The sequence below is a fragment of the Dietzia sp. B19 genome, from assembly GCF_014145155.1.
GTDB lineage: Bacteria > Actinomycetota > Actinomycetes > Mycobacteriales > Mycobacteriaceae > Dietzia > Dietzia natronolimnaea.
This window is the reverse complement of sequence record NZ_JAALED010000216.1, coordinates 8,731-20,749: the sequence shown is the minus strand read 5'-3', so window position 1 is coordinate 20,749 and position 12,019 is coordinate 8,731. Positions and strand designations below refer to the sequence as shown.

At 69.8% G+C, this 12,019-nt stretch carries 11 protein-coding genes and 1 pseudogene; 7 read left to right on the top strand and 5 right to left on the bottom strand.

The features are described 5' to 3' along the window. Positions 1 to 26: 26 nt before the first annotated feature. Genes G6020_RS07235 through sfnG form a run of 3 tightly spaced genes read right to left on the bottom strand, consistent with a single transcriptional unit; the run spans position 27 to position 3,658 of the window. Positions 27 to 1,217 carry an acyl-CoA dehydrogenase family protein gene (locus G6020_RS07235; RefSeq protein ID WP_182610154.1) on the bottom strand — a complete coding sequence of 397 codons (1,191 nt, stop codon included), beginning with the start codon at positions 1,215 to 1,217 and terminating at the stop codon, positions 27 to 29. Continuing rightward, a complete protein-coding gene (locus G6020_RS07230; RefSeq protein ID WP_182610153.1) occupies positions 1,217 to 2,431 on the bottom strand; it encodes an acyl-CoA dehydrogenase family protein in 1,215 nt (404 codons plus the stop codon). Before G6020_RS07230 ends, G6020_RS07235 begins: the two co-directional genes overlap by 1 nt. 51 nt (positions 2,432 to 2,482) lie before the next feature. After that, a complete protein-coding gene (sfnG, locus tag G6020_RS07225; RefSeq protein ID WP_182610152.1) occupies positions 2,483 to 3,658 on the bottom strand; it encodes a dimethylsulfone monooxygenase SfnG in 1,176 nt (391 codons plus the stop codon). A gap of 370 nt (positions 3,659 to 4,028) precedes the next feature. Between sfnG and G6020_RS07220 the strand changes: the two genes are divergently transcribed. After that, a complete protein-coding gene (locus G6020_RS07220) occupies positions 4,029 to 4,487 on the top strand; it encodes an Hsp20/alpha crystallin family protein (RefSeq protein ID WP_107756271.1) in 459 nt (152 codons plus the stop codon). Positions 4,488 to 4,583: 96 nt separating this feature from the next. On the opposite strand, the gene G6020_RS07215 is transcribed toward G6020_RS07220, so the two are convergent. Then, entirely contained in the window at positions 4,584 to 6,209 is a 1,626-nt protein-coding gene (locus tag G6020_RS07215; protein WP_182610151.1) for an ATP-binding domain-containing protein, read from the bottom strand. Between the two features lie 156 nt (positions 6,210 to 6,365). Between G6020_RS07215 and G6020_RS07210 the strand changes: the two genes are divergently transcribed. The 3 genes from G6020_RS07210 to G6020_RS07200 all read left to right on the top strand — a co-directional run bounded on the left by G6020_RS07210 (position 6,366) and on the right by G6020_RS07200 (position 8,814). Continuing rightward, the gene (locus G6020_RS07210; protein ID WP_179525121.1) at positions 6,366 to 7,493 is read left to right on the top strand and encodes an ABC transporter permease; all 1,128 of its coding nucleotides are present in this window, start codon (positions 6,366 to 6,368) and stop codon (positions 7,491 to 7,493) included. After that, positions 7,490 to 8,194 (top strand): ABC transporter ATP-binding protein, encoded by a 705-nt coding sequence (locus G6020_RS07205; protein ID WP_179525120.1) that lies wholly within the window; start codon positions 7,490 to 7,492, stop codon positions 8,192 to 8,194. The genes G6020_RS07210 and G6020_RS07205 overlap by 4 nt, the downstream gene beginning before the upstream one ends. A 77-nt stretch (positions 8,195 to 8,271) precedes the next feature. Beyond that, on the top strand, positions 8,272 to 8,814 hold the full coding sequence (locus G6020_RS07200; protein WP_182610150.1) for a TetR/AcrR family transcriptional regulator: 543 nt from the start codon (positions 8,272 to 8,274) through the stop codon (positions 8,812 to 8,814). A gap of 63 nt (positions 8,815 to 8,877) precedes the next feature. On the opposite strand, the gene G6020_RS07195 is transcribed toward G6020_RS07200, so the two are convergent. Next, positions 8,878 to 10,125, bottom strand: coding sequence for a hypothetical protein (locus tag G6020_RS07195; protein WP_179525118.1), 1,248 nt, complete (start codon positions 10,123 to 10,125; stop codon positions 8,878 to 8,880). 168 nt (positions 10,126 to 10,293) lie between these two features. Between G6020_RS07195 and G6020_RS07190 the strand changes: the two genes are divergently transcribed. The 3 genes and pseudogenes from G6020_RS07190 to G6020_RS16985 form a co-directional block, all read left to right on the top strand. Next, complete coding sequence (locus tag G6020_RS07190) at positions 10,294 to 10,896, top strand: biotin transporter BioY (RefSeq protein ID WP_179525117.1); 603 nt, start codon at positions 10,294 to 10,296, stop codon at positions 10,894 to 10,896. Beyond that, on the top strand, positions 10,893 to 11,669 hold the full coding sequence (locus G6020_RS07185; RefSeq protein WP_347238332.1) for an ABC transporter ATP-binding protein: 777 nt from the start codon (positions 10,893 to 10,895) through the stop codon (positions 11,667 to 11,669). The genes G6020_RS07190 and G6020_RS07185 overlap by 4 nt, the downstream gene beginning before the upstream one ends. After that, a pseudogene (locus G6020_RS16985) lies at positions 11,670 to 12,019 on the top strand (energy-coupling factor transporter transmembrane protein EcfT); the annotation flags it as partial. It abuts the gene before it with no gap.

Here is a 12,019-nt window from a genome sequence, read left to right as displayed (position 1 = left end):
TTGCCACGTCCGCACCCGAGCCCCGGTCAGAAGGTGCCGTGGCTGGGCGGCCGAACCCTGTCCAGGGCCCACCGGCCCAGGTGGTGGAGCTTCCACCTCTCCGGGTCATGAAGGGTGTGGGTTCGGGCGTCGCGCCAGTACCGGGACAGGTTGGCCGATCCGGCGGCGGTGCGCGTGCCTCCGAAGTCGAACAGCTCCGAACCCGCCCGACGCGCAGCTCGACCCGCGGCCACCTTCGCGGCGGCCGTGGCCAGGGACGCCTCAGCGACGGCCCGGGCACCGGGTGTGGTCTCGGCGTGGTGGATCCGCTCCCCCGCCACCACGAGTAGTGCCTCCGCCGACCGCACGGCCAGCTCGAGGTCACCGGCCTGGGCGATGAGGAGCGGATCGTCGGCCGCCCGGTCGACGGCGGCCTCGAACCACGGTCTGGCCTTCTCGGCGAGGCCGGCGATCGTGTCGACCGCACCCCGCGCGAGCCCGGTGTCGATCGCCGCGTGCAGCAGTTGCGCGCTGGTCCCGTACGTGCTCGGCCGGGCCAGGAGCCCGGTGTAGTCCAGCACCAGATCCGGATCCACCGCCACGTCGTCCAGGTCGACCGTTCCGCTACTGGTGGTGCGTTGACCGAAGGCGTCCCAGTCGGTGCCGATGGTCACCCCTTCCGCGCCCGCCGGAACATAGGCGATGACGCTGCCGCCGTCCGGCCCGAGCGCCCGCACCGCCAGGATGTCCGCGAAGGTCGCACCGGTGCAGTAGAACTTGGTGCCCGAGAGCACCAGCCGTCCCGTGCTGCGGCGTAGTGCGGTGGAATCGTCCCGCGTCGTCCTTCCCCCGAGTTCGGTCTGGGCGTTGGCGACCAGGGCACCATGAAGCACACGCTCGGACAATGATCGCCGCAGGACGTCCGAACCCCCGCGCCAAGCGGCGTCGAGGAACGTGAAATGGCTCTGCGGGATCTGCGCGAGGCTCCCGTCGGCGGCGGCGATCGTGGCGGTGACCGCCGCGACGGTGGAGACGGGCAGACCCGGACCCCCGTACTCCGTGGGTACCGTCAGTGCGAACAGGCCTGCGGCTGACAGCGCCTCCACCTGCTCGACGGGCAGCGCCTTCTCGGCATCACGCACGCTCGCACCCGCGGCGACGGCGGGGGCGAGCGCGCGCGCCGTGGCGATGGCGGACTCGCTCGTGATGGCTTCTCTTTCGCTGACGCCGAGCGCCATCAGCTGTACAGGGTGAAGGCCGGAGCGGTGTGGTTCAACGTCCAGTCCCCGATCTCTCGCGCCTTGTAGGCCACCGGGTCGTGCACCGTGTGGGTGCGCAGGTTCCGCCAGTGCCGGTCGAAGCCGTAGGTACTGGACGTGGCCCGTGCTCCCTGGATCTCGAACAGGCGCGAGGCCACCTCGAGCGAGACCTTGGTGGTGACGAACTTGGCTTCCGCGATCGCGATCGCGGTCTCGGCGCGTTGCTCCGCACTGAGGCCCGGGCCGAAGTCCAGAGCCTGCTGCAAGGCGGCACCGGCCCGGTCGGCCAACAGAGCCGCGCCGGTGATCCGTGCCCGTTGTTCACCGATCAGTTCAAGGATGTACGGGTCCTCGGTCGCCGAGTCGAGTCCGGAGGTCTCCCACGGGCTCGCGTTGAGTCTCGTCCAGTCGAGCGCCTCGGTGAACGCACCCTCGGCGGTGCCGATGTAGAAGTTGACGAACGCCAGCTGCCAGTGCGGTGTCACCAGCGTCTGATACGGCGAGAACCCGGGCGGGGAGTCCGGATCGCCCAGGATCTCGTGGCGTTCCACCCGGGTATTGCGGAATTCGACTCCTCCGGAGTCGGTCAGCCGTTGGCCGATGGCGTCCCAGTCGCCGTCGGGCTCGAACCCGGGGCGATCGGTGGGCAGGGTGAGGAACACCAGGTCGCCCTGGAACGACGCGGTGACCGAGAGTTGGTCGGCCACGCTCGCGCCCGATGCGAATGTCCGGCGCCCGTTCAGCCGGAAGGCGTCGCCGTCACGGGTGAGCTCCAGGCCGTCGGCTCCCCGCGGGTTCTGGACGCCGCCCCAGAACAGCTTCTCCTCCGCGTTGCGTCGTGAGAGTGCCTCGGCCTGCTCGGGCGTACCGAACAGGTGCGGGATCCGCTGTTGGGCGTAGTGATACCCGATGAGGTGGGCAATGGAGGTGTCGCCGCGCGCGATACGGCGGGTGATGTGCTGAGACTGTGCGAAATCCAGTCCCGAGCCGCCGAACTCGACGGGCTCGCCCACCTGCAGCAGGTCGTGCCGGCGGAGCAGGTCGATCTCGGCGGTGGGCGCGGCGTTCGCGCGGTCACGTTCAGCTGCGGTCACGCCCAGTTCCGCGGCGACCAGATCGGCCCGCCGGAGAGCGTCGTCGAATGCGGTCTGGTCGCCCGAGGTGCGCTGCCCTGAGTTGATGGTGGATGTCATCGGTGTCGTCCTTCTGTGATCGGGGAACGGGTGGGCTCGGGCTGAGTCGTGTCAGGTGGCGGGGACGAGGACGCCGTTACGGGCGAGTTCGGACTCGAGCCGCCCGCTGGCGAGCAGGTCTGCCTCGAGTTCGCGGACGAGCGGAAGGATGGTGGCACCGAAGTACTCCACGTCGTCGATGCAGTGCAGGAAACCGAGGAGGAAGAGGTTCACACCCCGCGTCTTGTAGGCGACGATCCGCTCGGCGATCTGCTCGGGGGTGCCGATGAGTCCGGTCCGGAAGCCGTCGTTGTACTGCACGAGGTCCGAGAACTCAGAGTCCTGCCACATCCCCTTGCCGTCGCCGGTCGCACTCCCGGCCTGTCTGACGGCGGATCCGAACCCCTCGACCGCCTCGCGGTCGGCCTTGGCGACGATCTCGCGGAGGACATCGCGGGCCTCGACCTCGGAGTCGCGACCGATGAGAAAGCCGTTGAGCCCGAACTTGACGGTGCGACCGTGCAGGGCGGCCTCGGTGGTCACCTCGACCACCTGCTCGGTGAGTCCGTCGAAGTCCTTGCCGTTGCTGAAGTACCAGTCGGAGACCCGGCCGGCCATGACCCGGGCGGCCGTGGAGTTCCCACCCTGGAAGATCTCGGGATGGGGCCGGCCCGGAATGTCGAGCGGCTTCGGTCTGAGGTCGAAGTCGTGCAGGCGGTAGAAGTCGCCGGTGAACTCCGCGTGGTCGTCGGTCCAGATGGTGCGGAGGTATCTGATGAACTCCTCGGCTCGGCGGTATCGCTCGTCGTGTTCCAGCCACGGCTCACCCAGCTTGGTGAACTCGTCCTTGAACCAGCCGGACACCACGTTGACCGCGGCGCGGCCGTTCGAGAGATGGTCCGCGGTGGCGAGCCACTTCGCCAGGACACCCGGTTGCCACAATCCCGGGTGGACAGCGGCGATGACCTTCAACCGCTCGGTCGCGAGAAGCAGCGCCAACGAGAAACTCGTCGACTCCTGCTGGTACGCGGCTCCGTAGGACGCGATGTACCGGACCTGGGTGAGCGCGTAGTCGAACCCGTTGTTCTCCGCGGCGACCGCCAGACGCCGGTTGTAGTCGTAACTCCAGTCGGTACGCTGCTCGATCGTCGACACGACCAGCCCTCCGCTCACGTTGGGCACCCAGTAGGCGAACTGCAGTGGTGCGGCGGCGGTCTCGAACTGTTGCTCAGGACTGATTTCGGGCATGGCTGATCAGGACTCCTCACGAGTTGGTCGGGGACTAAGGCGCACCGGCTCACCGGGCGATCGAGGTCCTCGCCTCGCCGGTGCTGCGGCCGTGCGGTAAGTCTGCGCACTGAGGCCGCCGACGTCGACGATTCGAATCTCGGTGGTGCTATTGGCAGTGGATCGCCGGGATCAGGAGCCGCCCCCGGACAGCGTCGGAGAACCCGGCGTCACGACGCGCGCGCCACGTCTGAATCATCGGGTCCCGCCTGTATCCGACTGAGACAACTCCGAGACCTGAGTCGGGAATACTCAACTACGGCGGTGAGTTGAACCGTGTGCGATCCCGGAGACGCCGGGCGCATCCCGACCAGTCCTGAAGGAGACCATCATGGCCACCACCACCCGTTTCGATCCGTTCCGTGAGCTCGATCGCCTCCTGGGCGAGGGGCTGCGCAGCGCGACCGCCTCCACCTCGCTGCCGATGGACCTGTACAAGGAGGGCGATCGCTTCGTGGGCCTCATCGACCTGCCGGGCGTCGATCCCTCCAGCATCGACATCGACGTGGAGGACCGCACGCTCACCGTCCGTGCCGAACGCCGCGCGCCCGCGGAGGGTGATGCCCAGTGGCTCATGCATGAGCGTCAGTCGGGCACCTTCGCCCGGCAGCTCGCCCTGGGCAAGGGCCTGGCGACCGACAAGATCGAGGCCGACTACAGCGACGGCGTGCTGCGCCTGGTGATCCCCGTGGCCGAGGAGGCCCAGCCGCGCAAGATCTCCGTCTCCCACGGCGCCCGGAAGGCCGAGCAGGCAGAGATCGTCGAGGGTTCCGCCGACCTCGGGAGCTGACCGCGGTTCTCGTGTCCACCTGACCACCGCCCGGCCCCCCACCAGGCCGGGCGGTGGTTCTCATCCGGCTCGCGCACCCCGGCCGCGTCCACGCGCTCACCTGCCGCCGCACGGCGCACCGGGATCACCCACCACCACCAGTACATCCGTCGCCCGGGACAGCCCCACGTACACCCTCTCGCGGACCCGGTCCATGCCGTCGTGGTGGTTGCACACCAGCACCACGGCGCGGCGCTCCAGGCCCTTGAACCCGAGCACGTGGCCGTAGAAGATGTCCTCGCCACTCCAGAACGTCTCCCAGTAGGTGTCATTCCCGCCATCCTGCAACTCGACCTGCATCGGGTGCCGCGATCCGGTGGTCAACAACGCGACGTCCCGCGATTCCCAGCCCTCGTCGAGCAGTCGCATGGCCTCGTCGTCGCCGGCCGCCACGGGGTCGGTGCCCTCCGGCACCTCGACGTAACGGACCGCGGGCCCCGAGCCGCCGCGCAGCTCCATCCGTTGTCCCACCAGGGGCAGGAAGGCACTGGCGATCTGACGCGTGTTACGCAGATTGTGATCGAGCACCAGCGGCACCAGGTCGACGGGCGGCCGACCGGTCCGCTGGAACACGCTCTGCCCGGCGTCGCCGACGATCATGAGACGGCCGAGCTCACGATCGCGCAGTGCACCGATCACCGGACGCCACCAGCTGTCGGCGAAGTCCTGGGCCTCGTCCACGATCACGGCGTCGAACCTCTTGCCGTCGGGTAGTTCGTCGGCGAGCTCCGCCATGAGGCGCGGGAGCTCCTCCTCCCACCACCGGACCGTCTCCTCGGACCGCACCCGCTCGTCGGGCCCGGCAGGAGCTCCCCACTCGACGCCCAGCGCGTGGAACTCCCCCACGTACGCAGGCCGTTCGCGTCTCGTCCATCCGCTCGTGACGCGTCTGAGGTATCCCGCGAGGCCGTGCGAGTAGCAGATCAACGCGACGCGCTGCCCGGCCCTCGACAGACGCCGCGCCTGCTCGAGTGCGAGGTAGGTCTTGCCGCTGCCCGCGCCACCACGGATCTCCACGCGCGGCAGCGCGTCGACCGCCCGGAGGAGCACCGATTGCTCGCGGGTGAGCGCGTCGGCGATGTCGGCGTTCTCCGCGGCGCGGGCCACCACATCCCGCTGCGGCAGTCCCCGGCCGCCGAGGACGTCCGCGAGGCGGGTGACGGTGTCCGCGGCGAGGAAGGGTCGATCCCTCGGCCCGGAGTTCCGCGCGAGACGGTAGGCGAGGGTGGCGAGCTGGTCGAGTTGATCACGATCGACGATTCGTTCGCGCTGTATGTCGGGACGTGCGAAATCCCCCGGGATCGAAGCGTGGGGGAAGACCAGCATGTGGGTCCAACGCTGGTGCTGCCGCGGCCATCGTGGGTCCGCGTCGACATGACCACGCAGGGCGTAGAGGGCATCTCGACACTGGGTGACGGGATCGATCGTGTGCTGCTTGCCGCCGGTCCCCTGTCGCCACCGGCCGTCCTCGATCGTGATCGATCCCGCCTTGATCTCCATCGCCACGATCCCCGCCCCGGGCATGGCCACGAGGACGTCCACCTCGTGCTCCTTCTCCGCGGTGGAGACGCGCTGCCCCACCACGATCAGGCTGTCGTCGGAGAGTTGATCGCGCAGGAGCTCGACGACCTTCTCCTCGGAGGGGTGGCCGTAGACGGGAGTGTCGGGAATGACGCGGGGCATGTTCCAGGAGTACCCGCCCGCGCCTGCGGATCGGGTCGAATCGCCGGGTCCTGCCGACACCGCACCGCGGTGAGACCTTCGCGACACCGTGTCAGCATGATACTGACATGGTGTTAGCATCTTCCCCGTTCCCGATGTCGATGCCGGAAGGCCTCCATGTTTCTCGCCCTACGCGAACTGACCTTCGCGCGATCCCGATTCACCCTGATGGGCTCCGTCGTGGCCCTGATCAGCGTCCTCATGGTTCTCCTCGCCGGGCTGTCCTCGGGACTGGTCAACGACGGCGTCTCCGGCCTGCAGCGCATGCCCGTCCAGGCCGTCGCGTTCGCTCCCGAGACCCGCACCGACTCGGCGTTCACCCGATCCGTGGTCGGGCCCGACCAGGTCGAGGCCTGGGCCGCACGACCCGACGTGTCGGTGGCCACACCGATGGGTCTGTCGATCATCAACGCCAGGACCTCCTCCGGGACCCCGGTGGACCTCACCCTCATCGGCGCGGACCCAGAGGGCCCGCTCGTTCCCGAGGTGGCCGAGGGCCGGGCGCCCGCGTCCGACGGGGAGATCCTCATCAGCGCCACCGCCGCCGATTCCGTCGGCCCGGGCGACACGGTGACGGTCGACCGACTGGGGATCCCCCTCGAGGTCGTCGGCATCGCGGCCGCCCAGCACACCTTCGGCCACGTCGACATGGCCTTCACCACCCTGGCCACGTGGCAGGACGTGCACGCCGGCACCCGCTTCGGCGAGGAGTCGCGCGCCGGCGCCCGTGAGGAGTACAGCGTCGTGGCCCTCGCCGGGGTCGACGGCGAGTTGCCCGACCTGGCCACCGGCGATGCCGCGGCCGACACCTCGGCGCGCACCCTGGAGGAGTCGTTCGACTCCTCGCCCGGATACCAGGCCGAGATGATGACGATGTCGATGATCACCTGGTTCCTGTACGCCATCTCAGCGCTGGTCGTCGGTGCGTTCTTCGCCATCCTCACCGTCCAGCGATCCCGCGAGATCGCTGTCCTGCGCGCCATGGGCGCCTCGACCGTGCGACTCCTGGGCGACGCGATCGGGCAGGCCTTCATCCTGCTGGCGGGGTCCATCGCGGTCGGTGTGGCCATCGGCGTGGGAGTGGGGTCGTTCCTGGTGGGCACCGGCATGCCGTTCGCCCTCGAGACCGGACCCATCGCACTCGGAGCCGCCCTCCTCCTGACTCTGGGACTGGTCGGCGCCACCCTCGCCACCATCCGCATCACCGCCGTCGACCCGCACAGCGCACTGGGAGAGAACCGATGACCACCACCACACACACCGGCGACGCCTCCACCCCGGGCCTTCGCCTGAGCGGTGTCGAATTGACCTTCCGGGACGGCGACCAGACCGTCTACGCGCTGGCCGGTGTCGACGTCGAGGTGGCCCGTGGCGAGGTCCTGGCCGTGGTCGGCCCCTCCGGAGCGGGCAAGTCGAGCCTCCTGGCCGTGGCCGGCGGACTGCTGTCCCCGACCTCAGGCACCGTCGAGGTGGGCGGCCGCGACATCACCGGTCTCGGTCGCCGGGACCTCACCCGGTTCCGGCGCGACCACGTCGGGTTCGTGTTCCAGTCCGGCAACCTTGTGCCCGCTCTCACCGCGCGCGACCAACTCCGGCTCGTGGGAACACTCGGCGGAGACCGGTCCCGGCGTCGCGATCCCGACCACCTGCTCGAGGCCGTCGGTCTGACCCACCGCGCGCGCCGCCGCCCGGCCACCATGTCCGGCGGCGAGCGTCAGCGGGTGGGCATCGCCCGCGCCCTGATGTCCTCGCCGGATCTGCTGCTGGTGGACGAACCCACCGCCGCGCTGGATCGCAGGACCAGCCACGACGTGGTGCGCCTGCTCGCGGAGGAGACCCATCAGAACGGCGTCGCGACGGTTCTGGTCACGCACGACCACGAGATCCTCGAACACTGCGACCGGGTCCTGGAGATGGTCGACGGGCGGCTGCACGCGCACGTGTGACCTGATGGACACGTATGATCGGGCCTCCGCCGAGAAGGTGACGGGAGACCGACATTCCACGTATCGACGCCCCCACCGTGGGCGAACACCGGGACGCCAAGCGTCGGGCCCTGCTCGACGCGGCCCGGTCGATGCTCTCCGAGGCCCCCGGTACCCCTCCCGACATCAACGAGCTGACCGCCCGGGCGGGCATGACACGGTCGAACTTCTACACCTACTTCTCCTCGCGCGCGGAGTTGGTCGTCGCCGTGGCGGAGGACCTCATGCCACGGTGGATCGACACCGTCACGGGAGCAGTGCGTGACGCAGGCGGCGGCCGCCGGGGGGTCGTGGCCTACGTGCACACCACCCTGGATCTGGTCGCCGCCGGTGACCACGCGATCCTCACCGCGCTGGCCGCGCAGCTCCCCGACGGCCCGGCGCGCGAGCGGCTGACCCGGATGCACACCGAGATGACCACCCCACTGCGCGAATCGCTCGCCGAGTCCTCCCGATCCGATCCACAGTTGACCACCGAGCTGGTCATGGCCGTGACGTTCAAGGCCTCCGAACTCATCGAGGGCGGGCGGCCACTGGACGAGGTACTCACCGCGGTGGACGCCCTGATCGATCCGCCCTGATCGATCCGCCCGGGTGAAAGGCGAGGTGGCACGGCGACGGGGTCGTGTCCCACGAGTCGTGCGTCACCCCGGCCCGATCGCCCACCCCGTCGTCATCTGCCCGGCGAACACCGGCAGCCGCGCGAGGATCCGGTTCTGCTCGGCCCGCGGCCGGAAGCCCACGTCCAGGTAGCCCGGCGCCTCCGCCGGCCGGTCGCGCACGAGCGACCGGAACGCCGGCACGAGATCCTGCTCGATGTACTCCCAGCGCGGTTCCCTGTCGGCCCAGTTGAACGCGGGCAGCGGGGTGTGCAGCACCGTCGGTCGGCCGTTGACGTCCGCGCGCACCGACAGCGGGCGGAACCCACCCAGGGTGGAGGCCCCGGGGATATCGGGGGAGCCGCCCACCGTGGTGATGTAGGTGAGCACCCGACCGACGTCCCCTCGGCCGGCCGCCGTCGCGTCCCACTGGTCGGCGATGATCTGGTTCTGCTCCCGCGACGCCATCCGCAGCAGCGCCTCCGACCTGCCGTCCGGTGAGCCCTCGTCGAGTCCCCGCCAGGCCTCGAGCGCGTACTCGTCATACGCCCCGCCCGCCGCGAGTTCCCTGACCGCCGGCAACCCCCCTGCCAGGTAGGCCTCATGCATCGGGACCATGTCCATGAAGATGTTGCGCTGCATGATCAGCAGCCGGTGCAGGTACCAGTCCACGTCCGGTCGCGTGAGCGTCGGACCGGCGGTGGCCAGTAATCTCACGTCGCGCGGCATCCCGGCCGCCAGCTCCCACGGCACTCCACCGAGGGCGTCACCGACCCCGGTACCCACCTCGTGCACCCCGGGCACGCTGAGCACGCCCCCCACCTCGTCGAGGTCCCAGAACCCGGCGGCGAACGACATCCCGGCCATCCCGGCCATCCCGGTCCACCAGAACCCGTCGTGGGAGTTGTACAGCCGCAGGTAGTTCACGTACACCTTGTCGACCGTCTCCAGGTTCGCCTCCAGCCCCCGGGCCGGCTCCCACTCGTCGAGGTCGATCCCCGCGTTCTGGGCACCGACGACCAGCCAGTACTGGCGGGCCAGGGTCCCGTATCGCTCCGGCGCCACGCCCGCGGCCCGCACCACGTCCAGCGCCGCCCCCAACTCGTCGCGATCGGTGGTCATGGAGGTGGAGAAGCCTCCCGCCGACTCACCGTGCGGGTTGTCGGCCGCGACGTCCAGGTAGACGGCATAGGGTTGCGCGCTGACGTGGGCCGGCAGGTGGACGAACGCCAGGACGGCCACGAGGAATGCGGCGATGACCTCGCCGAAGACGCGTTGGGATCGAGTCGTCACTGGTCCCCCGAACCGCTGGATGTGATTCAGGTCACTCTAAGCCAGTCCGGCCGGGCCCGCGACCGGACACGCGGAGCCGCCCACCCCGATGAGGCGGTTCGGGGTGACAGGGGCAACAATGAACCCCGTCCATCGTCGATCAGCTTTCCAGGTGACAAGGAAGTCCACGTGAGCACCTCCATCGATCAGGCCCCGGCCCGGAGCGCAACCCGAGATCTCGCCCAGATCGCGGTGTTCGCCGCCCTCATCGTCGTCCTCGGTCTCCCCGGTCAGATCAGCATCGGCTCCGCCGGGGTGCCGATCACGCTGCAGACGCTCGGCGTCATGCTCGCCGGCGCCCTTCTGGGCTGGCGCAAGGGACTGCTGTCGGTCCTCGCGGTGATCGTGATCGGTCTCGCGCTGCCCGTCCTCGCCGGCGGTCGCACCACCCTCACCGCGCTGGCCAGTCCCACCGCGGGTTTCCTCATCGGCTGGCTCCCGGCCGTCGTCGTGATCGGCCTGCTCACCGCGATGCTGATGCCGCGGTACCGGCTGATCCCCGGGCTGCTCATCAACATCCTCGGCGGCATCGTGGTCATCTACGCCTTCGGCGTGGTGGGCATGCTGATCCGCACCGAGCTGACGTTGACGGCCGCGATCGCGGCGAACGGCGTCTTCCTCCCCGGCGACCTCGTCAAGGCGGTCATCACGGCGGTCGTCGCCGTGCAGGTCCACAAGGCGCGGCCCGGTCTGATCGCCCCGCTGCGTGGGCGTCGTCCGACCCCCGCGTGACCGACCCCCGCGTGGCCGACGACCGAGGCACCGAGATCCGCTTCGACGGCGTCAACCACGCCTACGGTGACCGGACCGTCCTCGCCGACATCGATCTCGTGCTGTCCGAGCGGCGAATCGGGATCGTCGGCGTCAACGGCGGGGGCAAGTCGACGCTCGCGCGGATGATCAACGGGCTGGTCGTCCCCACCTCGGGCACGGTGACCGTCGACGGCCTCGACACGCGCCGCAAGGGCGCGCAGGTGCGCCGCCGGGTCGGCTTCTGCTTCACCGATCCCGACACCCAGATCGTCATGCCCACCGTGGCGGAGGACGTCGAGTTCTCCCTGCGCCGATCGGGCCTGAACCGCGAGGATCGACGACGACGGGTCGACCAGGTACTCGCCACCTACAACCTCTCCGATCACGCCGATCACCCCTGCCACCTCCTGTCCGGCGGTCAGAAGCAACTACTCGCCCTGGCGGCGGTGCTGGTGATCGAGCCCTCGGTGATCGTGGCCGACGAACCCACCACCCTGCTCGACCTCCGCAACCGCGCGCTGGTGGCCGAGACCTTCGCCGGACTCCCCCAGCAGCTCGTGGTGGTGACCCACGACCTGGACCTGGTGGCCGACTTCGACCGCGTGCTGGTGGTGGACGGCGGCCGGGTGGTGATCGACGACGCCCCCACGGCCGCGCTGTCGGGGTACCGCCGGATCGCGCTGCGTCCGGGCTCGGGTACCGGATCGGGATCGGGATCGGGATCGGATACCGCTTCGGGGCCGGGGGTCTAGGTGTTCGCCACCTACCAACCCGGGCACTCGCTGCTCCACCGCCTGCCGGCGGGCCTGAAGATCCTCCTGGTCTGCGCGCTGATCCTCGCGGTGTCGCTGTCGGTGCGGGACGCCTGGCACGTGCTGCCCGCGCTGGGGTTCGCCGCGGCGCTCTATGCGATCGGGCGCATCCGGCCGCGCGCCGCCTGGGACCAGGTGCGTCCGGTGCTGCCGATGTTGCTCGCGATCCTGGTGTTGCAGTGGATCGTCGCCGACCTCGACACCGCTCTGCGCGTGAGCGGTGCGCTTCTGGTGGCGGTGGCGGTGGCGGGCCTCGTCGCGCTGACCACCAGGGTCTCGGACATGCTCGA

Coding starts and splice junctions, on each gene's coding strand:
- G6020_RS07230 (WP_182610153.1), bottom strand. CDS start 2,431: ATGACATCCACCATCAACTCAGGGCAGCGCACCTCGGGCGACCAGACC.
- G6020_RS07205 (WP_179525120.1), top strand. CDS start 7,490: ATGACCACCACCACACACACCGGCGACGCCTCCACCCCGGGCCTTCGC.
- G6020_RS07235 (WP_182610154.1), bottom strand. CDS start 1,217: ATGGCGCTCGGCGTCAGCGAAAGAGAAGCCATCACGAGCGAGTCCGCC.
- G6020_RS07220 (WP_107756271.1), top strand. CDS start 4,029: ATGGCCACCACCACCCGTTTCGATCCGTTCCGTGAGCTCGATCGCCTC.
- sfnG (WP_182610152.1), bottom strand. CDS start 3,658: ATGCCCGAAATCAGTCCTGAGCAACAGTTCGAGACCGCCGCCGCACCA.
- G6020_RS07215 (WP_182610151.1), bottom strand. CDS start 6,209: ATGCCCCGCGTCATTCCCGACACTCCCGTCTACGGCCACCCCTCCGAG.
- G6020_RS07210 (WP_179525121.1), top strand. CDS start 6,366: ATGTTTCTCGCCCTACGCGAACTGACCTTCGCGCGATCCCGATTCACC.